Source organism: Streptomyces sp. NPDC050759 (assembly GCF_044456945.1).
In the GTDB taxonomy this organism is placed as follows: domain Bacteria; phylum Actinomycetota; class Actinomycetes; order Streptomycetales; family Streptomycetaceae; genus Streptomyces.
This window is the reverse complement of sequence record NZ_JBITGI010000008.1, coordinates 83,750-110,041: the sequence shown is the minus strand read 5'-3', so window position 1 is coordinate 110,041 and position 26,292 is coordinate 83,750. Positions and strand designations below refer to the sequence as shown.

Sequence of the window (26,292 nt, the reverse complement as noted above, 5' to 3'; positions counted from 1 at the left end):
CTTGTCGGAACCCACGGAGAATGCGGAGGCCCACCGCCATGACGGCCGTTGTCGAGACCCCGACGCGAACACCGCACCGAACGTACTCCCGCTGGACCGCCCTCGTCGTCCTGTGCGCGGGAACGCTCATGACGATCCTGGACGGCAACATCGTCACGGTCGCCATGCCGGCCGTCCAGAGCGACCTCGGCTTCTCGGGGCCGGGCCTCGCCTGGGTGGTCAACGCCTATCTGATCCCGTTCGGCGGGCTGCTGTTGCTGGTGGGCCGGCTCGGCGACCTGGTCGGCCGCAAGCGGATGTTCGCGGCGGGGCTGGCCGTGTTCACGGCGGCGTCCGTGCTGTGCGGGGTGGCCACGAGCCAGGGCATGCTGATCGCGGCGCGTGCCCTGCAGGGCGTGGGCGGGGCGATGACCTCGGCCGTGGTCCTCGGCATGCTGGTCGCCCTGTTCCCCGAACCACGTGAACAGGCCCGTGCGATCGCGGTGTTCAGCGCGGTGGGCGCTGCGGGCGGGGCGCTGGGCACGTTCCTCGGCGGGGCGCTGACGCAGGCCCTGAACTGGCACTGGATCTTCCTGATCAACCTGCCGATCGGGATCGTCGCCCTGCTGGCGGCGCTCCGGGTGCTCGATGCGGAGGACGGCGAAGGTCTTGGCCGGGGTGCGGACTATCCGGGGGCCGCGCTGGTCACCGGGGCGCTGATGCTGACGGTGTACGTGATCGTCGGGTCCGGCGACCGCGCGGTGACCACGACGCTCCTGCTGGCCCTGCTCGCCCTCGCCCTGTTCACGGCGTTCACCGTCCGGCAGGCCCGGGCCGCCCGTCCCCTGCTGCGGCTGCGGCTGTTCGGCTCCCGGCTGCTGTCCGGCGCGAACGCCGTCCAGATCCTGATGATCGCCACGATGTACGGCTTCCAGTTCCTCGGGGCGCTGTATGTCCAACGCGTCCTGGGGTTCGGCGAGTTGCTCACCGGCACGGCGTTCCTGCCGGCGCCGATCGTCATCGGGGTACTGATGCTCGGACTGTCGGCACGGACCATCGGGCGCTTCGGGGCGTACCGGGTACTGCTGGCGGGGCTCGTGCTCATCGTCGCCGGGATGGCCCTGCTGAGCCGTGCGCCGGCCGACGGCTCGTACGTGGTCGACGTCCTTCCGGTGCTGCTTCTGCTCGCCACCGGGTTCGCCGCCGCGATGCCCGCGCTGACCGGGCTCGCGATGTCGGGGGCTCGCGAGGAGGACGCGGGGCTGGCGTCCGGGTTGTTCAACACCACGCAGGTGGTGGGGGGTTCGCTGGGGCTGGCGGTGCTGTCGGTGCTGGCCGCGAGTCGAACGGAGGGGCTCCTGGAGGGCGGGGCGGGTTTGGTCGCGGCCACGGCGGAGGGGTACCAGATGGCGTTCCGGGTGGGGACGGGGATCGCGGTGGGGGCGTTGGCGTTGGCTGCGATGGTGCTTCGGCCGCGGGGGAGGGTCTGATCCGCCTGCGGATGTGCCGCACTGTGCCGTCTCGCGGCTGCGGGTACGTCGTGGCTGGTCGCGCAGTTCCCCGCGCCCCTGGTGGGTGCAGTCACGGCGCGGGGGAGGGTCTGATCCGCCTGCGGATGTGCCGCACTGTGCCGTCTCGCGGCTGCGGGTACGTCGTGGCTGGTCGCGCTCACGCGGCAGAGCCGCATATCGATACGGCCCCGCGCCCCTTTGGGACGCCCAGGGGCGCGGGGAACTGCGCGCTCAGCCCCCACCGGCCCGCGGGCGAAATATCCCGCCGAACGCCCCCGCGTGGTCCTCCGCCCACTCCCGATACGTCCGCGCCGGACGCCCCAGCACCTCCTCCACATCCCCGGTGACCACCGCGTTTCCGCCCTCGGCCACGAAGCGGACGCTCCGCAACATCCCCTCCGCAGACTCCTCGCTCCAGCCCGAGGCGACCAGCAGTTCACGCGTCTGGGACGGGGTCAGGTCACGGAGCTCCACACGGCCGCCGAGCACCTCCGCCAGCGCGGCCGCCTGGTCCTGGGGGCTGAGCGTCTCGGGGCCGGTCAGGGTGTACGTCCGCCCCACGTGCCCCGGACCGACCAGCGCGGCGACCGCGATCTCGGCGACATCCCGCGGGTCCACGACCCCCTGCCGGCCCGAGCCCAGCATGTTCGGCACCGGCTCACCCGAGCGGAGCGCCTCCGCCCAGCTCAACGTGTTCGACGCGAAGGCGGACGGGCGCAGGATCACCCATTCCAGCCCGCTTTCCCGGACCGCCTCCTCACCGTGTCCGTGCGCGATGCCGCCCAGGCCCGTCCTGGGGTCGCCCGCCATGATCGCCGACAGCTTCACGATCCGCCGGACCCCGGCCGCCCGCGCCGCCTCGACCATCCCGCGGTCGCTGTCGCGGTCCTCCGGGCCGAAGACGCCCACGAGGAAGGCGCGGTCGACGCCCGCCATGGCCGCCGCCACCGAACCGACGTCGCGGTGATGGCCGCGCGCCGCCTCCACACCGGGCGGCAACTCGGCCCTGCCCGGGTCCCGTGTGAGCGCGCGCACCTTCTCGCCGCGCGCCACGAGCTGTCGTACGACCTCACTGCCGATCGTGCCGGTGGCACCTGTAACAAGGATCATGACCACCACCGTGAGGCCCGCGGGGCATCGGACGATAGGAAATTCCGGCACGTTTCGCGCCCCCGAACCCCCCGGCCCCCCGCTTACGGTGGACGTGTGACCAACTCCGTTTCCGGGCGGGCCCTGCGCACCCCCGACGAGCTGCGTCCGTGGATCGCCGGGATCAAGGCCCTGGCCGTCGAGGAGGCGGATCCGCGGAAGCCGTTCGTCCAGCTGCCCGACCCCACGACCAAGGTGATCGTCCGCAGTGAGGCGCACGGCCGGCCCACCCTGCTGGTCTCCGGGCCCCGGGTCCGGGCCGCCTACCACGCGGGCAAGCGGCACGTGTCCTGCACGGAGGTACGGCTGGCGCCGGGAGCCGTCCGGCCGCTGCTCGGCGTCCCGGCCGTCGACCTCGTCGGGCGGATCGTGCCGCTGGGCGCGCTGCCGGGCCGGGCCGCGCGGCAACTGGCGTACGAACTCAGGTGGCTTGAGCCCGAAGAGGTCGTCGCCCGGCTCGCGGACGTCCTGCCGGGCCTGCTGCCCACCGCGGCCGGCGGGACACGGACCGAGCTGCTGCGGGCCGCCGTCGCCGCGCTGTCCGTCCGCTCGGGGCACATACCCGGTCACGTCGGGGAGGTGGCCCGTGAACTCGCCGTCAGCGAGCGCCAGTTGCGCAACCTGTTCACCGAGGGTGTCGGTCTCTCGCCGAAGCACTACGCCCGCATCGACCGCGTCCGCGCCGTGCTCGCCCATGCCGCCGAGCTGGCCTCGGCCGAACTGGCCGCCGTCACCGGCTACTACGACCAGTCCCACATGACGTCCGACTTCCGCACCCTGATGGGCGTCCCGCCGCGCTCCTACTTCACGGGGCGGCTTCCCGCTCCCCGCTCCTGCCAGGTGATCGACAGACAGTGATGCGATTTCCCAGTGATCTGCCCAGAACCGCCGCCCGCCGCACCCTGCTCGCCGTCCTCGGAGTCGGGGCGTTGAGCACCCAGTTGCCGTCCGACGAGGCCGCCGACGCGACCGGGCTCGACGATCCGGACAAGAAGGACCTCGCGATGCGGCTGGTGTCCAGCGCGGAGAACTCCTCGCTGGACTGGCAGGCGCAGTACGCGTACATCGAGGACATCGGGGACGGCCGCGGCTACACCGCCGGCATCATCGGTTTCTGCTCCGGTACGAGCGACATGCTGGCGCTGGTCGAGCTCTACACGCGGCGGGTCTCCGACAACCCCCTGGCCCCCTATCTGCCCGCCCTGCGCGCGGTGGACGGCACCGACTCGCACGACGGGCTGGATCCCGGCTTTCCTTCGGCCTGGCGGAAGGCGGCACAGACCGCCGCCTTCCGCCAGGCGCAGCGGGACGAGCGGGACCGCGGCTACTTCGACCCGGCGGTCGCGTGTGCCAAGAACGACGGCCTCGGCACGCTCGGCCAGTTCGTCTACTACGACGCGATGGTCATGCACGGCCCCGGCACCGACGCCCTGAGCTTCGGCGGCATCCGCGACCGGGCACGCAGGGGCGCGGACACCCCCACGGACGGCGGCGACGAGATCGCCTATCTGCACGCCTTCCTGGACGCCCGGGTGTGGGCGATGAAGCAGGAGGCGGCGCACAGTGACGTGAGCCGGGTCGAGACGGCCCAGCGGATCTTCCTGGAGCAGGGCAATCTCGATCTGGACCCGCCGCTCAAGTGGAAGGTGTACGGGGACAGTTACGAGATCGGCTGAGCGGGGACGGCCTCCATGGGGTGGGTGACGTCCTGGGCGTCCGCGCCTCGGCCGAGGTGGTTGAAGACCAGGTTCAGCGCCACCGCGGCGACGCAGCCTGTCGAGATCCCCGAGTCCAGGACGATCTTCGCGGTCTCCGGGAAGGCGTGGTAGAACTCCGGCGCGGTGATCGGGATGATGCCGACGGCCAGCGACACGGCCACGATCAGGACGTTGTTGTCCTTGTCCAGGCCCGCCCTGACCAGGGTCTGGATGCCGCTGGCGGCCACCGAGCCGAACAGGACGACTCCGGCGCCGCCGAGCACCGGGCGCGGTACGACGGCGATGAGCGAGGCGGCCATGGGGCACAGGCCCATCAGCACCAGGAAGGCGCCGCCGGTGGCGACGACGTAGCGGCTGCGGATCCGTGTCATCGCCACGAGACCGATGTTCTGGGCGAAGGCGCTGCACATGAAGCCGTTGAAGAGGGGGCTGATGGCCGAGCCGAGGGTGTCGGCGCGCAGGCCCGCGGCGATGGTCCGCTCGTCGGCCGGGCGTTCGACGATCTCGCCCAACGCCAGCATGTCCGCGGTGGATTCGGTCATGGAGACCACCATCACCACGCACAGCGAGAGGATCGCGGCGAGCTGGAACTGCGGGGCGCCGAAGTGGAAGGGGGTCGGGAAGCCGACGACGGCCGCGTCGGTGACGGGTCCGAAGTCCGTCGCACCGAAGGGGATCGCGAGGAGCGTGCCGGCCACCAGGCCGAGCAGCACGGCGACTTGCTTGACGAAGCCTCCCGTGAAGCGTCGTAGGAGGAGCACGATCCCGAGCGTCGCCGCGGCCAGGCCCAGGTTGGTCGTCGAACCGTAGTCCCGCGCCGTGGGGTCGGGGCCCTGTGCCCAGCCGAAGGCGACCGGCAGGAGCGAGACGCCTATCAGGGTGATGACCGTGCCGGTGACGACCGGCGGGAAGAAGCGGATCGCCTTGCTGAAGAAGGGGGCGGCGAGGAAGCCGAGGAGGCCGGCGACGATCACCGCGCCGAAGATGACCGGCAGGGCGTCGGACTTGTCGTCCGTGGAGGCGACGACGGCGGTCATGGGGGCGACACCGGCGAAGGTGACGCCGTTGACGAAGGGCAGCCGGGCGCCGATCTTCCAGATGCCGAGGGTCTGGAGGAAGGTGGCGAGGCCCGCGGTGAACAGGCAGGCGCCGGTGAGGAAGGTGAGGTCGGTGGCGGAGAGGCCGATGGCCACGCCGACGATCAGGGGCGGGGCGACGACTCCGGCGTACATGGCGGCCACGTGTTGGAGGCCGGTGGTCGCCATCTTCAGGGCGGGGAGCTTTTCGTCGACTGGGTGGACTGACACTGCGGCTCGCCTCCGGGCGGTTACACGGCTGCCGAAAAGCGGTGCCGTGGGTTTCATGGAGGTGGTGCGAGTGGTCGTGCGGGACCGGGAACGGAGACCGTTCCGGGGCGCGTGCGTCCAACACGCGCCCCGGGCACGGCCGCCATGGAACCCGGAACGCGGGGTCCACGGCCGCCGGCCGGGAGCCGTCCCTCCCGACCGGAGTACTGGGTGAAGTGATCAGCCCTGCGCGGCGATGCGCGCGAGGCGCTGGGCCTGTTCCCGCGTGGAACGCGCGATGGCGTCCTCGTCGACGTGCAACAGGCGGCTGTTCTCGACGATCTGACGGCCGTTCACGAAAGAGGCCGTGACGGGTGCCGCCGCGCCGAAGACCAGCGCGGTCACCGGGTCGGCGATCGAGGCGTGCGCAAGGGTGTCGAGCTTCCACAGCACCAGGTCGGCGAGCTTGCCCGCCTCCAGGGAGCCGGTCTCCGCCGCGCGGCCCAGGACCTGGGAGCCGCCGTAGGTGCCCAGGCGCAGCGCCTGGCGGGCGTTCAGGGCCGCTTCCCGGTGCGCGCCCAGGCGGTTGATGAGCAGGGCGTTGCGCAGCTCGGTGTGGAGTTCGCCGGACTCGTTGGAGGCCGTGCCGTCGACGCCGAGGCCGACCGGGACACCGGCCGCGAGCATGTCCGGGACCCGCGCGATCCCCGCGGCCAGGCGGGCGTTGGAGGACGGACAGTGCGCCACACCCGTCTTCGTACGGGCGAAGGCGGCGATGTCGGAGTCGTTCATGTGGACGCAGTGCGCCATCCACACGTCCTCGCCGAGCCAGCCGGTGGACTCGAAGTAGTCGGTCGGGCCCATGCCGAACAGCTCCTTGCAGAACTGCTCCTCCTCGACGGTCTCCGAGCCGTGCGTGTGCAGCCGTACGCCGAGACGGCGGGCCAACTCGGCGCCTTCCCGCAGGAGTTCGGTGGAGACGGAGAAGGGCGAGCAGGGGGCGACGGCGACCTGCGTCATCGCACCGAACGAGGAGTCGTGGTGCTCCTTGACGGTCGCCTCGGTCGCGGCGAGGGCGCCCTCCAGGGTCTCCACGGCGAAGTCCGGGGGCAGGCCGCCGTCCTTCTCGCTGCGGTCCATGGAGCCGCGGGCGAGAGTGAAGCGGACACCCGTCTCGCGGGCGGCGCGGATGATCGCGCCGGACAGGTCGCCGGAACCGGCGGGGAAGACGTAGTGGTGGTCCATGGCGGTGGTGACGCCGCCGCGGGCCATCATCGCGAGCGATCCCTGCGCCGCCGCGTAGACCATCTGCTCGTCGATGCGCGCCCAGGTCGGGTACAGCGCGACGAGCCAGTTGAAGAGGTTGTGGTCGGTGGCGAGGCCCCGGGTGATCCACTGGTAGTAGTGGTGGTGGGTGTTGACCAGGCCGGGCGTCACGAGGTGGCCCGTGGCGTCGATACGGCGGTCGACGTTCTCCAGGCCCTCTGGCGCTCTGCCCGCGCCGAGCGACTCGATGCGGTTGCCGGCGATGACGACGTACCCGCTCGGGTACTCGGTGTCGTGCGCGTCCACGGTCGCGATCGAACAGTTCTCGATGACGATGCGCCGGTCTGCTGCCATGGTTCGTCCTTTGCGCAGAGGTGGAGAGGGCACGGCAGGACCCCGGGAGTTTGAGTGCCGCGGCCCGCCCTGGCGGGCCGCGGGTGCCGCAGAGGGAGTTGCTCAGAGGTTGGTGAGATCCACCGGAATCCTCGGCTCGCAGCCGTCCCGGAGGATGGTCGCCTCGATCAGGCCGTAGGGCCGGTCGGCGGCGAAGTAGACCTCATTGTCGTTCTTGAGGCCGAACGGCTCGAGGTCCACGAGGAAATGGTGCTTGTTGGGCAGTGAGAAGCGGACCTCGTCGATCTCGGCCCGGTGGTCGATGATCCGCGAACCCATCTGGTAAAGGGTCTGCTGGAGCGAGAGCGAGTACGTCTCGGCGAAGGCCTGCAGCATGTGCTTCTTGACCTGCTCGTAGGACGTCTCCCAGTCGGGCATCTCCTGCTCGTCGTCCGACCAGTTGAAGCGCCAGCGGCCGGCCACCTCGGTCGCCAGGATGCGGTCGTACGCCTCGGGCAGGGTCGTGTACTTGTCCTTGACGTAGCCCCAGAACTCGGAGTTGGTCGAGTTCATGACGGTCAGGTCCTTGAGCCCGGAGACGACCTCCCAGGAGGAGCCGTCGTAGGTGATCTGGGTCAGGCGGGTCTCCTGGCCCTGGCGGACGAAGGAGTGCTCGTCCTCGCCGGCCGTCGCGATCCGCTCCCAGGCGTACTCCTCGATGCGGATCCGCGCGCTCTTGATCGGTTCCTGACTCGTCACGAAGTGGCGGGCGAGGTGGATGCCGAACTGCTCCGCGGACTCGATGCCGTGCTCCTTGGCGAACGCGTACACCGTGTTCTTGGTGGTGTCGGTCGGCAGCACGTGGGCGTTGGAGCCGGAGTAGTGGACCTCGTCCATGTCACCGCTCAGCGACACCGAGACGTTGAGGTCCTTGATGTGGTGGGTGGCGCCGTCCCGCGTGATCTTCACGACTCGGTTCTCGGCCTTGCCGTACTGGTTCTGTCCCAGGATGGGCATGTAGCTAGCTCCCTCGGTAAACGGAGTAGCCGAACGGGTTGAGCAGCAGCGGTACGTGGTAGTGCTCCCCGGGCTGTACGGCGAAGGTGATCGCCACCTCGGGGAAGAACACTCCGGTCGCACCGCTGTCCCGATTCGCGGGGGCGTCCTGCTGCGCATCGGCTTGCTTCTTCAAGAAGTACGGTTCGACCTCGAAGTCGAGCCGTACGTGGGTGGTCCCCTCCGGCAGGGCCGGCAGGTCCTTGCACCGCCCGTCCGCGTCGGTCGCGGAGCCGCCGAGCGTCTGCCAGTCCGCGTCCCGCCCGGGGCGGGCGGAGAGCTGGACGGCGACTCCCTCGGCGGGGCGGCCGACGCTGGTGTCCAGGATGTGCGTGGACACGGAGGCGGTGGTGCTCGTACTCATGGTCAGGCGTCCTCTTCGACGATGCGGGCGAGCCGGATACGGTTGATCTTGCCCAGCTCGGTGCGGACGATCTCGCGTTCCCGCTCCGGCGCGTTGCCGATCCGTTCCCTGAGCGCGTCGCGCATCTGCTCGCCGGTGCGGCCGGTCGCGCAGATCAGGAAGACATGGCCGAACCTCTCCTGGTACGCCAGGTTCAGTTCGAGCATCTCCGCCTTGAGCTCCTCGGAGGCGCCCGCCATGCCGCGCTGCTCGCGGGCCGAGGCCGGGTCGCCCGGCTTGGGGCGGCCGATCGGCGGGTGACCGGCCATGGCCTCGGCGAGGTCGTCGGGGGTCAGCTCGGCCATGGCGGCGTCGCTGGCGGCGTAGAGGTCCTCCGCGGTCGCGTAGGGGCGAGCGGCGAGCAGACGCCGAGCCCACGCCGTGGAGGCGCACGCCTCGAGGAGCACCGCGTGGGCCGCGTGCTCCTCCAGGACGTTGAACCGGGCCAGGCCGGGGGACGTGGAAGTCGAAGTCACGGGAGTCAGCTAACGCCGGACGCGACACCACGTCAACACTTTGTTGAAAATTCGCGGTTAAGAAACCCGACGGGTCCCGCCGCCTACGATTTGTCCCGGTTCAGATAGTTGTAGACCGTGAAGCGGCTCACCCCGAGCGCGCTCGCCACGGTCTCCACGCCGTGCCGTACGGAGAAGGCGCCACGCGCCTCCAGTATCCGTACGACCTCCTGCTTGGCCTTGCGGTCCAGGTCCGCGAGCGGCTTGCCCTGCTTGCGCTCCATGGCGGCCAGGATGTGATCGAGCGAGTCCGCGAGCTGCGGCAGTCGTACGGCGACCACGTCGGCGCCCTGCCAGGCGAGCACGACGTCGTCGGGGCCGGCCTCGTCCGGCGGGAGCATCTCGCCGCCCATGGCGTCGACCAGCGGCTTGACCGCCGTGATGAACGGTTCGTCGGCGCTCACGCGTCGGCCTCCCCGAGCACGTTCACCTGGAGGGAGATCCGGGTCGCACCGGAGGCCAGGGTCCTGCGCAGCAGGGCGTCCACGGCGCCGAGCACCTCGTCGGCGCCGCCTTCCGCCGTGTTGCCGAACGGGCCGACGTCCACCGCGTCCAGTGCGGCCGCCTCGATGACCTCGCGGGCCACGAGCGCGTGCGCAGGGGCCTCGTCGAGGTCGAACGGTTCGGTCGTGAACTCCACTCGCAATCGCACGCGCACAACCTAACGCGCGGTGCCGTTTTCCGCCGAGCCCTCTTGACAACGCCTTCAGCTCGACGGCAATCTTCCAATACGCAGAAACTAACTTCCGCATTGTGAAATACTCGACACGAAGGGAGCGCCGCATGGGATTCGCGGAGCAGCGCTTCAACGTCAACCTGTCGATCCTCTTCACGGAACTCCCCCTCCTGGAGCGCCCCGCGGCAGCCGCCGCGGCCGGCTTCACCGCGGTCGAGCTGTGGTGGCCCTGGATCGACACCCCCACCCCCGAGCGGTCCGAGCTCGACGCCCTGAAGAAGGCGATCGAGGACGCGGGCGTCCAGCTCACGGGCCTGAACTTCTACGCCGGCCGGCTGCCGGGCCCCGACCGCGGCGCCCTGTCCGTCCCCGGCGAGGAGTCGGAGCGGTTCCGCGCCAACATCGGCGTGGCCGCCGACTTCGCCGGATCACTCGGCGCCACGGCGCTCAACGCCCTGTACGGCAACCGCGTCGACGGCGTGGACCCGGCCGAGCAGGACGCGCTGGCGCTGGAGAACCTGGTCCTCGCGGCCCGCGCGGCCGACCGGATCGGCGCGGTCCTCCTGATCGAGGCCCTCAACAAGCCGGAATCGCCGCTGTACCCGCTGGTGAGCGCGCCCGCGGCGGTGGGGATCGTCGACAAGGTCAACGACGCGACCGGCCTCGGCAACGCGAAGTTCCTCATGGACCTGTACCACCTGTCCATGAACGGCGAGGACCTGCCGGCCGTGATCGAGGAGTTCACCCCGAAGACCGGCCACGTGCAGATCGCCGACAACCCGGGCCGCGGCGCGCCCGGTACCGGCTCCCTCCCCCTCGAAGACCTCCTCGACCAGTTGAAGAAGGCGGGCTACGACGGCTGGGTCGGCCTCGAGTACAAGCCGGGCGACCGCCCGAGCGCCGAGGCCTTCGACTGGCTGCCCCGCTGACCCCCTTCCCGGAAAGGCACCCCCGATCATGAGCAACCTCCCCAAGATCGCCTGGATAGGTCTCGGCATCATGGGCTCCCCCATGTCCGAGAACCTGGTCAAGGCGGGTTACGACGTCACCGGCTTCACCCTCGAACAGGACAAGCTGGACCGGCTGGCCGCCGCCGGCGGCACCGCGGCCGGTTCGATCGCCGAGGCCGTGCGGGACGCCGACGTGATCATCACGATGGTGCCCGCCTCCCCGCAGGTCGAGGCCATCGCGTACGGCCCCGAGGGCATCCTGGAGAACGCCCGTTCCGGCGCCCTGCTGATCGACATGTCCTCGATCACCCCGCAGACCTCGGTCGACCTGGCGAAGGCGGCGAAGGAGAAGGGCATCCGGGTCCTGGACGCGCCCGTGTCCGGCGGCGAGGCCGGTGCCATCGAGGCCGTGCTGTCCATCATGGTCGGCGGCGAGCAGGCCGACTTCGACGAGGCCGAGCCGGTCTTCGAGGCGCTCGGCAAGACCATCGTGCTGTGCGGTCCGCACGGCTCGGGCCAGACCGTGAAGGCCGCGAACCAGCTGATCGTCGCCGTGAACATCCAGGCGTGCGCCGAGGCCGTCGTCTTCCTGGAGAAGTCTGGCGTGGACCTCAAGGCCGCCCTGGACGTCCTGGGCGGCGGTCTCGCCGGCTCGACCGTGCTGACCCGCAAGAAGGACAACTTCCTCCGGCGCGACTTCAAGCCGGGCTTCCGTATCGACCTGCACCACAAGGACATGGGCATCGTCACCGACGCCGCCCGCAACGTCGGCGCGGCCCTGCCCGTCGGCGCCGTGGTCGCCCAGCTGGTCGCCAGTCTGCGTGCGCAGGGCGACGGGGGCCTGGACCACTCGGCGCTGCTGCGGGCCGTGGAGCGCCTGTCCGGCGCCCAGGTCTGATCCCGACTTCCGGTCCGCGGTGGCGCTGACATCTGTCCTGTCGCGCCCAGGCGCCGCCGCGGACCGGAAACCCACAACCTCGCGCTGCGCGAGGCAGAGACACCCTGACCGCACCCGACGCGCCCGGCGACCCGGATGAGGGGTGGTCGCCCGGTACCGGGTGCGGTCAGGGGAGGACCGCGGCGGCGTGCGAGCCAGTGCGGTGGTGAAGGTCCCGGGCCCTCCTTCTTCGACCTGAGGGAAGGAGCGCGCCCCGGTTCCGTCGCGGCCGCCGCGGTCCCGGTAGGACCAGCAAGACCAGCAGGACCAGCGGAAACACAGAGCGCCGGATACGGACGATCCCGTATCCGGCGCTTCGCCTGGGTGCGGTCACCGGGGTGCGGATTCCGGCCGACCGCAGGACGCTGTAGGCATGGCAGCACATCCGACACAGCATCCGCATGTGGTGGTGCACGCTCCGGCCCTGGACGGGTCGCGGCGGGTCACCGTGGACGACGAGGGTCTCGGCGTCGCCTCGCACCTGGACGACGTCGTGGAGCTGCTCCGGCTCGCCGACCTGGACCGGATCGAGGTCGAGGACGACGACATCGTGGAGTGGCAGGGCGGCGGTCCGGACGACTGGCCGGGGCTGTCGGAGCACCACAGGCCGTGACCGGGCGTACGGCAGCGGTCGTAGGCCGGATACGGAATCCTCAAATCAACCTCTGAACCTGATTCAGGGGCTTCTGCCGGACCCCTGCTCGGGCGCATTCTCATCAGGCGAGGTCGGCCGGCACGGGGGCGGCGGGCATCGCGACGGGGGACGGCTTCGGGGGAGCCGGGCACAGGAAAGGGCGGTCCGACCTTCACGGTGGGACCGCCCTTCAGCTGTGCGCGGTGTCAGACCTTGAGCGGCTTGATCGACGTCGGCGCGTGGGCAGGCCCCGTCGCGATCTCCTCGAACTCGACCACGTTGGAGATGTCGTTCGTAGTCGACATCGAGATGTTGGTGACCCGCTCCAGGATGGCCTCGACGACGACCGGGACCTGGAACTCGGCGGCGAGCTTCTTCGCCTGCTCCAGGGCGGCGCCCAGTTCCGCCGGATCGGTCACCCGGATCGCCTTGCAGCCGAGGCCCTCGGCGACCTTGACGTGGTCGACACCGTAGACGCCCAGTTCCGGGGAGTTGACGTTCTCGAACTCGAGGTTGACCTGGAAGTCGATGTCGAAGGCGCGCTGGGCCTGGCGGATCAGGCCCAGGTAGGAGTTGTTCACGAGGACGTGGATGTACGGAATCCGGTGCTGGGCCCCGACGGCCAGCTCCTCGATCATGAACTGGAAGTCGTAGTCACCGGAGAGGGCGACGACCTGTGCCTCCGGGTCGGCCTTGGCGACGCCCAGCGCGGCCGGGATCGTCCAGCCGAGCGGGCCCGCCTGGCCGCAGTTGATCCAGTGGCGCGGCCTGAAGACGTGCAGCATCTGGGCGCCGGCGATCTGGGAGAGGCCGATCGTGGAGACGTACCGGGTCTCGGGGCCGAAGGCCTTGTTCATCTCCTCGTAGACACGCTGCGGCTTGATCGGGATGTCGTCGAAGTGCGTACGCCGCTGGAGGGTCGCCTTCTTCTCCTGCGCGGACGCCGCCCAGGCCGAGCGGTCGGGGAGCCTGCCCGCCGCCTTCAACTCCCCTGCCACCTCGACGAAGAGCTCCAGGGCCGCCTTGGCGTCGGAGGCGATGCCGTAGTCCGGCGCGAAGATCCTGCCGATCTGGGTGGGCTCCACGTCGACGTGGACGAACGTCCGGCCCGCCGTGTAGACGTCCAGCTTGCCGGTGTGGCGGTTGGCCCAGCGGTTGCCGATGCCGAGGACGAAGTCGGACTCCAGGAAGGTGGCGTTGCCGTAGCGGTGCGAGGTCTGCAGGCCCACCATGCCGGCGTTGAGCTCGTGGTCGTCGGGCAGGACGCCCCAGCCCATGAGGGTCGGGACGACCGGTGTCCCGGTCAACTCGGCGAACTCGACGAGGAGTTCGGCGGCGTCGGCGTTGATGACCCCGCCGCCGGCCACGATCAGCGGACGCTCGGACTCGTTGAGCAGACCGAGCGCCTTCTCGATCTGCGCACGGCTCGCGGCCGGCTTGTAGACCGGGAGCGGCTGGTAGGTCTCCGGGTCGAACTCGATCTCCGTCAACTGGACGTCGATCGGCAGATCGATGAGGACGGGGCCGGGGCGGGCGGAGCGCATGAGGTGGAAGGCCTGCTGGAAGACGCCGGGGACCTGGGCCGCCTCCAGGACGGTGACCGCCATCTTCGTCACCGGCCGCGCGATGGAGGCGATGTCGACGGCCTGGAAGTCCTCCTTGTGGATCACGGCGGTCGGGGCCTGGCCCGTGATGCACAGGATCGGGACGGAGTCGCCGGTCGCGGAGTACAGGCCGGTGATCATGTCGGTGCCGGCGGGTCCCGACGTGCCGATGCAGACACCGATGTTGTCCGCCCGGGTGCGGGTGTAGCCCTCGGCCATGTGCGAGGCGCCCTCGACATGGCGGGCGAGGGTGTGGTGGATGCCCCCGGAGGCCTTGAGCGCCGCGTAGAAGGGGTTGATCGCCGCGCCGGGGACACCGAACGCGTCCGTGACACCTTCGCGCTTGAGGATCTCAACTGCCGCGCGGGCAGCGGTCATGCGAGCCATCGAGTACTCCTGCTTCGACTGCTTCAACTGCTTCGGCTGTCGGATGCGTACTCCCGTCGCGCCCCGCGGTGAGCACTTCCGTATAGTGGAATAAGTTTTCTACTATCTGGAAGTAATCTAGGTGGGCGGGTGAAGACCGTCAAGAGGCGGACAACCGGGCACGCCCTGGAGGACGATGAGCCCATGTCCGAGAGCGTGTCGGTGCGCTGTCCGGTCTGCCGGCGCGAGCACCTCTACGCGGCGCCGTCGTACCCGTGCGAGTGCGGCGCCCCTGTCTGTCCGCCACTGGACCGGCACGGCGTGCCCACGGCCGTCGCCCACCAGGTGTGGGAGGAGGCGTGGGTTGCCGTGGAGTGCGCCGGCTGCGGCCGCAAGGCCGAGTGGCCGCAGCCGGAGCTGGGCTGTGTCTGCGGGACGGTCCTGAGGATTCCGGTGGCCGGGGGCACCTGCCCCGAGAGGGAGCCGGACGAGGATGCCTCCGCTCCCCCGCGCCGCGCCTTCCAGCCGATCACGATCCGCACCGCGCGCGACGCGGTCACCGTCGCCGCGCTGTATCTGCGCTGGCTCGGCTACCAGGACATCCGGCGCGCGGACCAGCGTCCGCCGTCCGGGATCGGCCTCGCGGCCCGCGGGCTGCTGGCCCAGGTGGACCCGACCGTGCGGCCGGCCTCGCTGCGGGACGTGGAGTGCCTGTGGCTGACGGCCATGACGGAGTCCGCGCACTGCGTGTACTTCTCACTGGCCGGCTACACCACCGAGGCCCGCGCCCGCGCCGACGCCCTCGGCGTCCCGCTGTTCGTCCTGGACCTGACCGGCACGCCCCAACCGGTGAACAGCCCGGCCGACGAACTGGGAGGGTAGGTCGCCGGCGGTTCGGACCGACTCGGCGACGGCCGCGCCCGATGAACGGCCGGCCGATCCCGGCCCCCGTCTGCGGGCCGCATACCGCGCGGACAAGCGGCAGGTGTCCTGCACGGAGGCGCGGCCGGCGCCGGGAGCCGTCCGGCCACTGCTCGGCGACCGCCGCGCCTGACGAACGGCCGACTGATCCCGGCCGCCCGGGACCTCTCCCCCGACCGGGAGCGCTCGCGGCTTCCGGCTCACGGCGCCGCGCGGGATGCCTGCGGCCCAACCCGCCGGACGCGTCGGCCAACTCCACCACGCCCAGTGCGACCACCGATACCGACGTGTACCCAGCGGCGACCGCATCCGACCCAGCCCGCCAGAACCAGCCCCAGGCACGGGACACGCGAACCTGCGGCCCAACCCACCGGACGCGGCCCCCGACACCGGCGCCGCCCGACAACCCGATCCGGCGCCCCCACTGGCGCCCCGCCCAAGCCAGCGCACGCGTTCGCGCAAGCGGCCCGTCGTGGCGCGCGAGGTGGGGTCGGTCCGGCGTGGCGCCGGGTGACTGCAACTCCCCAGGGGCGCGGGGCTGTATCGATGTGCGGCTACCGCCGCGCGGGCGCGACCAGCCCCCACCGGCCCGCACCCGCCCGACAACCCGACCCGGCCCCCCCGCAAACGAGCCGGTGACAGCCGCACCCGCCCCAAGCCACCAGAACCACCCCCAGGCGCACGACACAAGGCGTGGCCGGTGCGCGTCGGCGGGCGGGGCGCCGGCCGGCGGTGTTCTCACCCCTCCGCGTACGTCTCCCGCAGCTCGACCTTGCGCACCTTCCCGGACACCGTCATCGGGAAGGCGTCGAGGATCCTCAACCGGCTCGGGATCTTGTAGTGGGCCAGCCGCCCCTCGCAGAAGCCGCGGAGATCCTCCAGCGTCGGCGGGTGCTCCGGGTCCCGTGGGATGACGCAGGCCAGCACCTCCTCGCCGTAGCGCTCATGAGGCACCCCGACGACCTGGACGTCCGCGATCTTCGGGTGGCCGTAGAGGAACTCCTCGATCTCGCGCGGGTAGATGTTCTCGCCACCCCGGATGATCATGTCCTTGATGCGGCCGACGATCTCGACGTAGCCGTCCTCGCGCATCGTCGCCAGGTCACCGGTGTGCATCCAGCGTCCGGCGTCCACGGCCTCCGCCGTCTTCTCGGGCTCGTCCCAGTAGCCGAGCATCACGCTGTAGCCGCGCGTGCACAACTCCCCTGCCGTGCCACGGGGTTGGGTGACCCCGGTCGCCGGGTCGACGACCTTGACCTCGATGTGCGGCAGGACGCGGCCGACCGTGCCGGTGCGGTGCTCGAGGTCGTCGTCCCTGCGGGTCTGCAGGGACACCGGGGACGTCTCGGTCATGCCGTAGCAGATGGACACCTCCGCCATGTGCATCTCGGCGACCACCCGCTTCATCACCTCCACCGGACAGGGCGAGCCCGCCATGATGCCGGTGCGCAGGGAGGAGAGGTCGTACGTCGCGAAGTCGGGGTGGTTCAACTCCGCGATGAACATGGTCGGAACGCCGTAGAGCGAGGTGCAGCGCTCCTGCTGGACCGCGCGCAGGGTCGCCGCCGGGTCGAAGGACGGGGCCGGGATGACCACGCAGGCGCCGTGCGAGGTCGCCGCCAGGTTGCCCATCACCATGCCGAAGCAGTGGTAGAAGGGCACCGGGACGCAGACCCGGTCCTGCTCGCTGTAGGCGATCAACTCGCCCACGAAGTAACCGTTGTTGAGGATGTTGTGGTGAGAGAGGGTGGCCCCCTTGGGGAAGCCCGTCGTGCCCGAGGTGTACTGGATGTTGATCGGGTCGTCGCAGGACAGTTCCGGGTACGCCGCGTATCGGCCGCCGCCGCGCCCCAGCAACTCCCCCCAGCTCGGATGGCCGAAGTACACGACCTGCCGCAACTCCCGGCACCTGCCGCGCACTTCGTCGACCATCGCCCGGTAGTCGCTGCTCTTGTGGCTGAGCGAGGCGAACAGCAGGGAAACCCCTGCCTGGTTGAGGACGTACTCGACCTCGTGGGTGCGGTACGCCGGGTTGATGTTCACCATGACCGCGCCGATGCGGGCGGTGGCGTACTGGACCAGCACCCACTCGGGGCAGTTGACCGCCCAGATCCCCACCCGGTCGCCCTTGGCGACCCCGGAGGCGAGCAGCGCGGACGCCAACTCGTCGACATCGGCGCCGAATCGGGCGTACGTCCAGCGCCGCCCGGACGGCACGTCGACGAGCGCCTCGCGTTCCGGCCAGGTGGCCACGGCCCGGTCCAGGTTGGCGCCGATGGTGTCGCCGAGCAGCTCCGTCGTGCTCACGCCGTGCGTGTACGAGTTCACCGGAAGTCCTCCTCGCGGTACTCGGCGTCCGACCCCGCCGCCGTCGCCTCACGCAGTTCGATCCGCCGGATCTTGCCGGAGACCGTCTTGGGCAGCTCCGCGAACTCCAGCCGCCGGATCCGCTTGTACGGCGCCAGCGACTCCCGGGAGTGCTCGAACAGCACCTTGGCGGTGTCGGGACCGGGCTCCCAGCCCTCCGCAAGGACGACGTACGCCTTCGGGACCGCGAGCCGCAGCTCGTCCGGCGCGGGCACGACGGCCGCCTCGGCCACCGCCTCGTGTTCGAGGAGCGCGCTCTCCAGCTCGAAGGGGCTGATCTTGTAGTCGGAGGCCTTGAAGACGTCGTCGCTGCGTCCGATGTAGGTCAGGTACCCCTCGTCGTCCCTCGACGCCACGTCGCCTGTCCGGTAGTAACCGCCCGCCATCGCCTCCGCCGTGCGGTCCGGGTCGCCGTGGTAGCCGGTCATCAGGCCGACCGGCCGGGCCGACAGGTCCAGGGCGATCTCGCCCTCGGCCGCGCCGGGCGCGCCGGACACCGGGTCGAGGAGCTCCACCTTGTAGCCGGGGCTCGGGCGGCCCATGGAACCGGTCTTCAGCACCTGACCAGGGCTGTTGGAGACCTGGACGGCCGTCTCGGTCTGGCCGAAGCCGTCCCGGATGGTGATGCCCCAGGCCCGTCGGACCTGCTCGATGACCTCGGGGTTCAGGGGTTCACCGGCCGCGACCACCTCCCGGGGCGGCGTGCGCAGCTGGGTCAGGTCGGCCTGGATGAGCATGCGCCACACGGTCGGCGGGGCACAGAAGGTCGTGACCCCCGCCCGGTCCATCTCGGACATCAGCCGGCCCGCGTCGAAGCGCGTGTAGTTGTGGATGAAGACGGTCGCCTCAGCGTTCCACGGCGCGAACAGGTTGGACCAGGCGTGCTTGGCCCAGCCGGGCGAGGAGATGTTCAGATGCACGTCGCCGGGCTTGAGGCCGATCCAGTACATGGTCGCCAGGTGCCCGATCGGGTACGAGGTGTGGGTGTGCTCGACGAGCTTGGGGCGGGCCGTCGTACCGGAGGTGAAGTACAGCATCAGCGGGTCGTCGGCGAGGGTCGGGCCGTCGGGGAGGAACTCCTCGGGGGCGGTGTACGCGTCCTCGTACGGCTGCCAGCCCTCCGGTACGCCGCCGACGGCGGTGCGCGTGTAGTCGCCGGGCACCTCGTCGAACTTTCCGGTGTCCTCGGCCCTCACCAGGACGTGCCGCACCCGGCCGCGCTCGACGCGGTCGCGCAGGTCGGCGGGGCCGAGCAGCGGGGTCGCCGGGATGACGACGGCACGCAGCTTCATGGCCGCGAGGGCCGTCTCCCACAGCTCCGCCTGGTTGCCCAGCATGACGAGGATCCGGTCCTCGGCCTCCACCCCGCGCTCGCGCAGCAGGTTGGCGACCCGGTTGGACCGTTCGGCCATCTCGGCGAAGGAGAGGCGGATCTCGCTGCCGTCCTCCTCGACGATGTGCAGGGCCGTGCGGTCGTTGCCCTCGGCGATGACGTCGAACCAGTCGAGCGCCCAGTTGAAGTGCTGCGGGCGGGGCCAGGCGAAGCCCTCGTACGCCGTCGCGTAGTCCTCGCGGTGCTGGAGCAGGAAGTCCCGCGCCCCGCGGAAGTCCTCCGTAGCCGTCATCTTGCGTCCTCCTTGGTGCCGGACCATTGCCGGGCGGCTCTCTGCCATCGTGTAATCCGTGATGCAGGTCTCACTACCCCCGAACGGGGGTGTGTGCCGCAGCGAAGGGACGAGCAGGTGTCGGTGAACCCGGGCGGAGCAGTGGAGATCGGGCGTGCACTCGTGCGGCTGCGGCGCACGACGGGGCTTCCGGTCGCCTTCGGCGGCCTGGTCGAGCCCGACCGGTCACGGATCCGGATCAGCGAACTGAGCGGTACGGCCACCACCTCGCTCCTCGCGCTCGCGGTGACCTCGGGCAACGGCCTCGGTGGCAAGGCGGTCGCGCTGGCCCGCCCGTGCGCTGTGGCGGACTACTCCATGTCCCGGCAGATCAGCCATGAGTACGACGCCGCCGTCGCCACCGAGGGGCTGCGCTCGGTGCTGGCCGTGCCGGTGGTCGTACGGCGCCGGGTGCGCGGCGTCCTGTACGGCGCGCTGCGGGACGCCCGGCCGCTCGGCGACCGATTGCTGACGGCGGCGGTCGACGCGGCGCGGGACGTGGAGCAGGCGCTGGTCGTCGACGACGAGGCGCGGGACGTGCTGGTGGCGGCGCGGGCCGAGCCGCGGCGCGACGACACCTCCACGTGGGAGCAGGTCCGGGAGGCGCACGCGGCGCTGCGGGCGCTGGCCCCGCGGATCGGCGACCCGGCGCTGCGGGCCGACCTGCTCGACGCCTGCGCGCTCCTGACCCCGGACGCAGGGGCCTCGAAAGGCATCGCCCTCGCACCGCGCGAGCTGGACGTCCTGGCCTGTGTGGCGGCCGGGGCGACGAACGCCGCGGCGGCGGACAGACTGGGCGTGAGAGCCGAGACGGTCAAGGCGTACCTGCGGTCGGCCATGCGGAAACTCGGGGCCAGGACCCGTGGAGAGGCGGTGGTCGCCGCACGCCGGGCGGGACTGCTCCCGTGACAACCCGGCTCCTCCCGTAACATTCGTAGACATCTCATTCATTCACGGGTGCTTTGAATTTTTCCATGCGGAACCGGTTGTTATTTCCCTCACCACCTCTTCCCGCCGAATTCCAGAGCACCTTGCCTAATATTGGCCAGGACACGACACAGGGAGGGGAGCGGTGACCGTGCCACGCGACTTCCAGGAGCCCGCGAGATGCCGCCCTGACCTGGTCATCGGCCGGGACGAGCTGTTCGGCCAGGCCCGTGAGCAGCTGGCCCGCGGCGGCAGCGTGCTGCTGCACGGACCGGCCGGAATAGGAAAGTCGACCGTCCTGCGGGCCCTGGCCGCGGAATACGGCGCGGCGGCCCACACCGTGTTGCGCTGCTCGGCCACCGAGTCGGAATCCCACCTCCCCTTCCTGGCCCTGGCCGACCTCTTCGGTCTGGTCCTCGACGACGTCTCCGACAAGCTGCCCGCCGCCCAGCGCACCGCGCTCGAGTCGGCGCTCACCGGACGCGGTGAGTCCACCCTGCAGCGCGACGGCCTCGCCCTGCGCCTGGCCGTGCTGTCGGCGCTGCGCGCCCTCGCCGCCGAGGGACCCGTCCTGGTCGTCGCCGACGACGTCCAGTGGCTGGATCCCGCCAGCCTGGAACTGCTCGGCTTCGCCGCCCGGCGGCTCGGCGACATTCCGGTGCGGATGCTGTGCGCGGTCCGGACCGACGGCCCGGAGTACGACCGTCATCTACGCGCGTTGCCCCCGGACAGTCTCGCCGTCCGCTTCAACCCGCTCACCCGCGCCCAGGTGGCCGCGCTGCTCGACCACCGCGGCTACACCGGCCTGCAGCGCTCCACCGTCCGGGACATCCACCGCACCAGCGGCGGCAACCCGTTCTACGCCCTGGAACTCGGCCGCGCACTCACCGAGAACCCGACCCCGCCCCGCCCCGGTGAGCCGCTGCCGGTGCCCACCTCGCTCCGTGCCCTGGTGCTCAGCCGCCTGGAGATGCTGTCCGAGGAGGCCCGCCGCACCCTCCTGGTGGCGAGCGCGGGCGCCCGCCCCACCCCGGCCCTGCTGCACGCGGCCGGCCGCACGGACGCCGAGGCGGAGATGGCCCAGGCGGCCGCGCTGGGCCTGCTCGCGACGGAGGCCGAGGGACCCGCCGTACGGTTCGCGCATCCGCTGATCTCGGCCGCGCTGTACGCGGAAGCGCCCGCGCAGGACCGGCGGAACGCGCACCGGGCACTGTCCACGGCCGCCTCCGACCCCATCGAGCGGGCCCGCCATCTCGCCCTCGCGACCACCGGCACCGACCCGGAGGTGGCCGCCCGGCTCGCCGAGGCCGCGGCCCTGGCCCGGGACCGGGGCGCACCCTCGATGGCCGCCTCCCTGGAGCTGCTGTCGGCCCGGCACACCCCGGCCGACACCGTGCCCGCCCCGGACGTACGGCGGCTCGCGGCGGCCGAGGACGCGATCACGGCCGGTGAGCTGGACCTCGCCCGGGACATCGCCCGGGACGTGCTCACCCGGGCCACCGTGCCCGCGGACCGGGTGCGGGCCTGGATCATCGTGATCGACACCGCGGGTCACGCCATGACGGAGGTCGACGCGGTCTTCCCGCAGGCGCTGGCCGACGCGGGCGACGACCCGGAACTGCTCGCCCTGATCCGCTACCAGCTGGCCTGGCGGGCGCTGCTCGTCGAGGGCGACTTCGACGAGGCCCGCGGGGAGGCCGCGCACTCGGCGGCCCTGGCCGCGCGGGCCGGCGACCGCTACAACGAACTGATGGCGCTGTCCTTCCAGGCCCAGCTGGAGACGCTCATGGGCCATCCGGACGCCCCCGCGACCATCAAGCGCGCCCTGAAGGAGCCCCAGGACCCGCGGGTGGCCTGCCATCACAACGGCGCCGGGTACTCCCGCTTCCGCTGGCTGATCATGAGCGACCAGCTGCCCGAGGCGCGCGCGACGGTCACCGCGCTGCTGCGCGAGGTGCGGCGGCGCGGTTCGGTCGAGAGCGAGGTGCACTTCCTGCGCGGGGTGGCCGAGACCGAACTGCGCTCAGGGCACTGCGGGCGTGCGCTCGACCTGGCCCGGGAGAGCCTGATGATGGCCCGCGACACCGGGATCGGCGAGGTGGCCTCGGCCGTGCTCGCCTCCATCGCGGAGGCCTCGGGCGGCAGTGTCGAGCGGGCGCTCGAACTGGCCCGGGAGGCGGTCGACCACGCCGAGGAGAACGGCGACCAGATGTACGAGTCCCGGGGCCTGGCCGCCCTCGGGTACGCCCAGCTCGTCGCCGGGGACGCGCAGGGCGCGGTGCGTTCGCTGCGTCGGGTGCGTGAGCTGGAGCAGGGGCTCGGCATCACGGACCCGGCGCGCGGCCGCTGGCAGGGCGACCTCGCCGAGGCCCTCGTACGCATCGGGGAGACCGGCGAGGCGCAGGACGTCATCGACGTGACGCGGGTGAACGCGCTCCGGCTGGGCCGGGAGAGCGTGCTCGCCGTACTGGACCGGGCCGAGGCACTGGTGCGGGCGGCGCGCGGTGAACACGAGGCGGCGCTGGTCCAGTTGACGTCGGTGCAGGATCGTCTCGCCAAGCTGGGCTACGGCCTGGAGGAGGCGCGCGCCGCCTTCGCCCTGGCCCAGCTGCGCACCCGACGCCCGGGGCCGACGTCGTACGACGAGGCGGCCCGGCTCTTCCGGCGCTGCCGGGCGCTGCCCTGGCTGCGCCAGGTGGAGGCGGCCGCACTGGTCCGGCCGGAGGAGCCGGAGCCCGCGCACACCACCGCGCCGGACGGTCTGGAAGGGCTCCAGGGGCTCGAAGGGCTGGCCTCGATGGAGCGTCAGGTGGCCGCGCTCGTCATGGAGGGCGCCACCAACCGGGAGATAGCCGCGCGGCTGTTCATCAGCGTGAAAACGGTCGAGGCGACCCTCACCCGGGTCTACCGCAAGCTCGGGATCCGCTCCCGGGTGGACATCGTCCGGCTGGCGGCGGGGCGCCGACCGTAGCCGACGGGCCGTCAGAAACGCTCTTCTCAGGGCGGACCGAGGGTTTTCCCTGCCCAACTCCCCTAGGGGGTTCCCTCATTGGGAAGGGGAACTTCCGGGTTCTAGCTTATGAACATGCCGCTCGCCCGGGCATACGGGGGTCGGTCCCGCGACCCCCGTGTACACCCCCACACCCGCGCGACCCCCCACCGGCAACCCTGAGGAGACTCACTGATGTTCGGTCTCACCCGTGCGAGAAAGGCCACCGGCGTCGCCCTGGCGACCGCCGCTGCCGCCGCCACCGCGTTGCTCGGCGCCCCCACCGCCGTCGCCGCTCCCCAGCCCATCGTCGGGGGTACGACGACGACCACGACCTCGTACCCGTTCATGATGCAGATCACGGACGCCTCGCAGAACCAGTTCTGCGGCGGCACCCTGGTCTCCGCGACCAAGGTGGTCACCGCGGCCCACTGCATGGTCGGCGAGACCACCAGCAGCGTGAGAGTCGTCGGCGGCCGCACCTACCTCAACGGCACCAACGGCACGGTCAGCCGGGTCAGCAAGATCTGGATCAACCCGGACTACACGGACGCCACCAACGGCGACGACGTGGCCGTACTGACGCTGTCGACGTCGATGCCGTACACCACGGCGTCCTACGTCTCCTCGTCCCAGACCAGCGTGTACGCGGCCGGCACCACGGCCCGCATCGTCGGCTGGGGCACCACCTCGGAGAGCGGCAGCTCCTCCAACCAGCTGCGGACCGCGACCGTGCCGATCGTGTCCAACTCCAGCTGTGCCAGTTCCTACGGCTCCGACTTCGTCGCGAGCGACATGGTTTGCGCCGGATACACATCCGGCGGCGTAGACACCTGCCAGGGCGACAGCGGCGGTCCCCTGCTCATCGGGGGCGTCCTGGCAGGTATCACTTCCTGGGGAGAGGGGTGTGCGGAGGCCGGTTACCCGGGTGTCTACACCCGGCTGACCACCTTCTCCAGCCTCGTGACCACGCAGGTCAACTCATAGGTCCCCAGAGGTTCTCCTGAGCATCGCTCAGGTGAGAAGCCGGGGGCGTTGCGGGCCACCACGAGCGGCCCGCAGCGCCCCCGTCCATGTGTGCGATCCGTGCTTGAATGACCGCCATGGTGTCCACGGACCGTGTCCTCGCCTTCGCCGCGATGTCCCTGCTGGTCATCGTCATCCCGGGGCCCAGCGTGCTGTTCGTCATCGGCCGGGCCCTCGCGCACGGCAGGCGTACCGCGGTGGCGACGGCGGTCGGCAACGTCGTCGGTTCCTACCTGCTCGTCGTGGCGGTCGCGGTCGGGGTCGGTTCCCTGGTGGAGCGGTCGGTGGCCGTCTATCTGGCGGTGAAGTTGGCGGGCGCCGCGTATCTCGTCCTCCTCGGCGTGCAGGCCTTCCGCCACCGGGGCGAGCTGAAGGCGTCGGCGATCACCTCCCGGTCCGCGGGGTCGGCGCGCGGCGATCTGCGGACGGTGCTCGACGGCGCCCTCGTCGGCGTCACCAACCCCAAGGGCATCGTCTTCTTCGCGGCCGTGCTCCCGCAGTTCGTGGACCACTCGGCGGGTCACGTACCGGCGCAGATGCTGCTGCTCGGCCTGGTCCCGATCACCATCGGCCTGGTCACGGACACCCTGTGGGGCCTGACCGCGTCGGCCGCCCGCACCTGGTTCGCCGTCCCCCAGTTCTCGGCTTCGCTCGAACCGGGGGGACCCCCATCGACCGCCGCCTTGCGATGATCGGCGGGGCGGGCGGGTTCACGATGATCGGGCTGGGCCTGACGGTGGCGGTGACGGGGCGGGCGGACTGAGGGTCACGGGATCACGGTCCCGAACCGGATGTCGTACGGCGTCCCCGGGTGCAGCGTGGCGAGCATCCGCTCCCCCTCTTCCAGGACGTCCTCCCGCTGGGCCTTGGTGAGCCGGTCGAAGGGCTCGACGACGAGCGTGTCCTCGGTGAGCTTCCAGACGCCCGCGAGGAAGCCGTCGACGAGGAGCGTGCGGTAGGCCTGGTTGCCCTGCCAGCTGCGGCCCCAGTACTCCTTGGGCACCACGCGGGTGCGGTCGGCGTGGGAGAGCAGCAGGTTGTCGAACTCCGGCAGGAAGCGGGGCGGGGCGGGCGTGTCCTCGGCGGGACGGGACGCGTCGGGGAGGTCGAAGAGCTCGACGCCGTTCTCGTCGCGGAAGATCCGCAGCCGGGGCCGGAGCCCCTCGAAGGCGTCACGGAGGCGGGTGAGTCCGGCCCAGGTCTGCATGTCCTTGACGGAGGCGGGGCCGAAGGCGGCGAGGTAGCGCAGGACGACGTCCTCCGGCGCGGGGGCGGGTTCGGCCGGGCGGCCCAGCCAGTGCTCGGCCGTGGTGAGCGCGACCTGGCCGCTTCTGCCCCACAGCCCGCGGGGGGTGACCTGGACGAGGGGGAGCTTGCAGCGGGCGGCGATGGCGAGGGCCTGTGGATCGGCGTCCGGCCACTCGGCGAGGAGGGCCTCGCGCAGTTGCTTCATGGTGCGCGGCTCGGCCTCGACGAGTTCCCGGGCGAGGACGGCGAGGCGGTCGAGGTCGACGCCCTGAAGTCCCCTGCGGAAGTTGATGAGTTCGCGGTCGCGGGCGGGCTGCACGAGGGGCCGCAGGGTGAGGCAGTCCTCGGCGGTGTGGGTGTGGATGGTCGAGCGCATGGTGACGATCCGGACGACCTCGCGGTCGGCCATCAGCTCCGACAGCTGCTCGGGGGTGAACCCGTCGAGGCGGGCGGCGAGCGCGTAGTACGGCGGCCTGACGTTCTGGGCCTGGAGGCCGAGCAGATGTCCGACGGCGGCCTTCGCGGTCAGGCCGGACCGGCGCAGGAGCAGCTGCCGGTCGAGGGTCGCGCGATTGAGGGCGCGGGAGCTGAGCACAGGGGCCGACTCGGTCGTCTTGGTCATACCGGACACGCTAGAGGTGCTTGCGGACAGGTTCGGTCCGCAACTCCCGCCGAAGTCGGGTGGCGTCCCCCCTACGATGTCATTTGCCCCGTATACCCTGCTCCGTGATCACGCCGACATCGGCTCGACCCGAGAGCGAGAGGCA

The 26,292-nt window shown here is 71.2% G+C and carries 22 protein-coding genes and 1 pseudogene; 11 read left to right on the top strand and 12 right to left on the bottom strand.

The window, feature by feature from the left end:
• Positions 1-38: 38 nt before the first annotated feature.
• Positions 39-1,469 (top strand): MFS transporter, encoded by a 1,431-nt coding sequence (locus ACIBJB_RS23935; RefSeq protein ID WP_398933145.1) that lies wholly within the window; start codon positions 39-41, stop codon positions 1,467-1,469.
• A 252-nt stretch (positions 1,470-1,721) separates the two neighbouring features.
• Here the strand turns inward: ACIBJB_RS23935 and ACIBJB_RS23930 are convergent, their stop codons facing one another.
• Complete coding sequence (locus ACIBJB_RS23930) at positions 1,722-2,609, bottom strand: SDR family oxidoreductase (protein ID WP_398933144.1); 888 nt, start codon at positions 2,607-2,609, stop codon at positions 1,722-1,724.
• Between the two features lie 87 nt (positions 2,610-2,696).
• On the opposite strand from ACIBJB_RS23930, the gene ACIBJB_RS23925 reads away from it, so the two are divergent.
• Together ACIBJB_RS23925 and ACIBJB_RS23920 are read left to right on the top strand one after the other, a co-directional pair.
• A complete protein-coding gene (locus ACIBJB_RS23925; RefSeq protein ID WP_398933143.1) occupies positions 2,697-3,497 on the top strand; it encodes a helix-turn-helix domain-containing protein in 801 nt (266 codons plus the stop codon).
• Positions 3,497-4,315 carry a chitosanase gene (locus ACIBJB_RS23920; RefSeq protein ID WP_398933142.1) on the top strand — a complete coding sequence of 273 codons (819 nt, stop codon included), beginning with the start codon at positions 3,497-3,499 and terminating at the stop codon, positions 4,313-4,315. Before ACIBJB_RS23925 ends, ACIBJB_RS23920 begins: the two co-directional genes overlap by 1 nt.
• Here the strand turns inward: ACIBJB_RS23920 and ACIBJB_RS23915 are convergent.
• The 7 genes from ACIBJB_RS23915 to ACIBJB_RS23885 all read right to left on the bottom strand — a co-directional run bounded on the left by ACIBJB_RS23915 (position 4,300) and on the right by ACIBJB_RS23885 (position 9,868).
• A complete protein-coding gene (locus ACIBJB_RS23915; RefSeq protein ID WP_398933141.1) occupies positions 4,300-5,664 on the bottom strand; it encodes a nucleobase:cation symporter-2 family protein in 1,365 nt (454 codons plus the stop codon). The genes ACIBJB_RS23920 and ACIBJB_RS23915 overlap by 16 nt on opposite strands.
• A gap of 219 nt (positions 5,665-5,883) precedes the next feature.
• Entirely contained in the window at positions 5,884-7,263 is a 1,380-nt protein-coding gene (locus ACIBJB_RS23910; protein ID WP_398933140.1) for an 8-oxoguanine deaminase, read from the bottom strand.
• 102 nt (positions 7,264-7,365) lie between these two features.
• Positions 7,366-8,259, bottom strand: a complete 894-nt coding sequence (gene pucL / locus ACIBJB_RS23905; RefSeq protein WP_398933139.1) for a factor-independent urate hydroxylase — start codon at positions 8,257-8,259, stop codon at positions 7,366-7,368.
• Between the two features lie 4 nt (positions 8,260-8,263).
• Positions 8,264-8,662 carry a hydroxyisourate hydrolase gene (gene uraH, locus ACIBJB_RS23900; RefSeq protein ID WP_398933138.1) on the bottom strand — a complete coding sequence of 133 codons (399 nt, stop codon included), beginning with the start codon at positions 8,660-8,662 and terminating at the stop codon, positions 8,264-8,266.
• Positions 8,663-8,664: 2 nt separating this feature from the next.
• The gene (gene uraD, locus ACIBJB_RS23895; RefSeq protein ID WP_398933137.1) at positions 8,665-9,177 is read right to left on the bottom strand and encodes a 2-oxo-4-hydroxy-4-carboxy-5-ureidoimidazoline decarboxylase; all 513 of its coding nucleotides are present in this window, start codon (positions 9,175-9,177) and stop codon (positions 8,665-8,667) included.
• Positions 9,178-9,260: 83 nt separating this feature from the next.
• Positions 9,261-9,569 carry a helix-turn-helix domain-containing protein gene (locus ACIBJB_RS23890; RefSeq protein WP_398933415.1) on the bottom strand — a complete coding sequence of 103 codons (309 nt, stop codon included), beginning with the start codon at positions 9,567-9,569 and terminating at the stop codon, positions 9,261-9,263.
• Between the two features lie 47 nt (positions 9,570-9,616).
• Positions 9,617-9,868 carry a hypothetical protein gene (locus tag ACIBJB_RS23885; RefSeq protein ID WP_398933136.1) on the bottom strand — a complete coding sequence of 84 codons (252 nt, stop codon included), beginning with the start codon at positions 9,866-9,868 and terminating at the stop codon, positions 9,617-9,619.
• A 131-nt stretch (positions 9,869-9,999) separates the two neighbouring features.
• Here ACIBJB_RS23885 and ACIBJB_RS23880 point away from each other — a divergent pair, with 131 nt between their 5' ends.
• From ACIBJB_RS23880 to ACIBJB_RS23870, 3 genes are all read left to right on the top strand, one after another.
• Positions 10,000-10,821, top strand: a complete 822-nt coding sequence (locus ACIBJB_RS23880) for a TIM barrel protein (RefSeq protein WP_398933135.1) — start codon at positions 10,000-10,002, stop codon at positions 10,819-10,821.
• A gap of 28 nt (positions 10,822-10,849) precedes the next feature.
• Positions 10,850-11,740: a 2-hydroxy-3-oxopropionate reductase gene (locus ACIBJB_RS23875; protein ID WP_398933134.1), complete on the top strand. Its 891-nt coding sequence runs from the start codon at positions 10,850-10,852 to the stop codon at positions 11,738-11,740.
• Between the two features lie 412 nt (positions 11,741-12,152).
• Positions 12,153-12,392, top strand: a complete 240-nt coding sequence (locus ACIBJB_RS23870; RefSeq protein ID WP_398933133.1) for a hypothetical protein — start codon at positions 12,153-12,155, stop codon at positions 12,390-12,392.
• 227 nt (positions 12,393-12,619) lie between these two features.
• Here ACIBJB_RS23870 and gcl read toward each other — a convergent pair whose 3' ends face one another.
• A complete protein-coding gene (gene gcl / locus ACIBJB_RS23865) occupies positions 12,620-14,404 on the bottom strand; it encodes a glyoxylate carboligase (protein ID WP_398933132.1) in 1,785 nt (594 codons plus the stop codon).
• A gap of 183 nt (positions 14,405-14,587) precedes the next feature.
• On the opposite strand from gcl, the gene ACIBJB_RS23860 reads away from it, so the two are divergent.
• Positions 14,588-15,265, top strand: coding sequence for a hypothetical protein (locus ACIBJB_RS23860; protein WP_398933131.1), 678 nt, complete (start codon positions 14,588-14,590; stop codon positions 15,263-15,265).
• Between the two features lie 777 nt (positions 15,266-16,042).
• On the opposite strand, the gene ACIBJB_RS23855 is transcribed toward ACIBJB_RS23860, so the two are convergent.
• Together ACIBJB_RS23855 and ACIBJB_RS23850 are read right to left on the bottom strand one after the other, a co-directional pair.
• Positions 16,043-17,632 (bottom strand): AMP-binding protein, encoded by a 1,590-nt coding sequence (locus ACIBJB_RS23855; protein ID WP_398933130.1) that lies wholly within the window; start codon positions 17,630-17,632, stop codon positions 16,043-16,045.
• Entirely contained in the window at positions 17,629-19,296 is a 1,668-nt protein-coding gene (locus ACIBJB_RS23850; RefSeq protein ID WP_398933129.1) for an AMP-binding protein, read from the bottom strand. The genes ACIBJB_RS23855 and ACIBJB_RS23850 overlap by 4 nt, the downstream gene beginning before the upstream one ends.
• 123 nt (positions 19,297-19,419) lie before the next feature.
• On the opposite strand from ACIBJB_RS23850, the gene ACIBJB_RS23845 reads away from it, so the two are divergent.
• From ACIBJB_RS23845 to ACIBJB_RS23830, 4 genes and pseudogenes are all read left to right on the top strand, one after another.
• A complete protein-coding gene (locus ACIBJB_RS23845) occupies positions 19,420-20,244 on the top strand; it encodes a response regulator transcription factor (protein ID WP_398933414.1) in 825 nt (274 codons plus the stop codon).
• 163 nt (positions 20,245-20,407) lie between these two features.
• Complete coding sequence (locus ACIBJB_RS23840) at positions 20,408-23,233, top strand: AAA family ATPase (protein ID WP_398933128.1); 2,826 nt, start codon at positions 20,408-20,410, stop codon at positions 23,231-23,233.
• A 213-nt stretch (positions 23,234-23,446) separates the two neighbouring features.
• Positions 23,447-24,238 (top strand): S1 family peptidase, encoded by a 792-nt coding sequence (locus ACIBJB_RS23835; protein WP_398933127.1) that lies wholly within the window; start codon positions 23,447-23,449, stop codon positions 24,236-24,238.
• A 116-nt stretch (positions 24,239-24,354) separates the two neighbouring features.
• A pseudogene (locus ACIBJB_RS23830) lies at positions 24,355-25,040 on the top strand (LysE family translocator).
• Between the two features lie 3 nt (positions 25,041-25,043).
• Here ACIBJB_RS23830 and ACIBJB_RS23825 read toward each other — a convergent pair.
• The gene (locus ACIBJB_RS23825) at positions 25,044-26,147 is read right to left on the bottom strand and encodes a winged helix DNA-binding domain-containing protein (RefSeq protein ID WP_398933126.1); all 1,104 of its coding nucleotides are present in this window, start codon (positions 26,145-26,147) and stop codon (positions 25,044-25,046) included.
• Between the last annotated feature and the right edge of the window lie 145 nt (positions 26,148-26,292).

Coding starts and splice junctions, on each gene's coding strand:
- pucL (WP_398933139.1), bottom strand. CDS start 8,259: ATGCCCATCCTGGGACAGAACCAGTACGGCAAGGCCGAGAACCGAGTC.
- ACIBJB_RS23935 (WP_398933145.1), top strand. CDS start 39: ATGACGGCCGTTGTCGAGACCCCGACGCGAACACCGCACCGAACGTAC.
- ACIBJB_RS23850 (WP_398933129.1), bottom strand. CDS start 19,296: ATGACGGCTACGGAGGACTTCCGCGGGGCGCGGGACTTCCTGCTCCAG.
- ACIBJB_RS23870 (WP_398933133.1), top strand. CDS start 12,153: ATGGCAGCACATCCGACACAGCATCCGCATGTGGTGGTGCACGCTCCG.
- ACIBJB_RS23880 (WP_398933135.1), top strand. CDS start 10,000: ATGGGATTCGCGGAGCAGCGCTTCAACGTCAACCTGTCGATCCTCTTC.
- gcl (WP_398933132.1), bottom strand. CDS start 14,404: ATGGCTCGCATGACCGCTGCCCGCGCGGCAGTTGAGATCCTCAAGCGC.
- ACIBJB_RS23910 (WP_398933140.1), bottom strand. CDS start 7,263: ATGGCAGCAGACCGGCGCATCGTCATCGAGAACTGTTCGATCGCGACC.
- ACIBJB_RS23835 (WP_398933127.1), top strand. CDS start 23,447: ATGTTCGGTCTCACCCGTGCGAGAAAGGCCACCGGCGTCGCCCTGGCG.
- ACIBJB_RS23890 (WP_398933415.1), bottom strand. CDS start 9,569: ATGGGCGGCGAGATGCTCCCGCCGGACGAGGCCGGCCCCGACGACGTC.
- ACIBJB_RS23920 (WP_398933142.1), top strand. CDS start 3,497: ATGCGATTTCCCAGTGATCTGCCCAGAACCGCCGCCCGCCGCACCCTG.
- ACIBJB_RS23860 (WP_398933131.1), top strand. CDS start 14,588: ATGTCCGAGAGCGTGTCGGTGCGCTGTCCGGTCTGCCGGCGCGAGCAC.
- uraH (WP_398933138.1), bottom strand. CDS start 8,662: ATGAGTACGAGCACCACCGCCTCCGTGTCCACGCACATCCTGGACACC.
- ACIBJB_RS23875 (WP_398933134.1), top strand. CDS start 10,850: ATGAGCAACCTCCCCAAGATCGCCTGGATAGGTCTCGGCATCATGGGC.
- ACIBJB_RS23825 (WP_398933126.1), bottom strand. CDS start 26,147: ATGACCAAGACGACCGAGTCGGCCCCTGTGCTCAGCTCCCGCGCCCTC.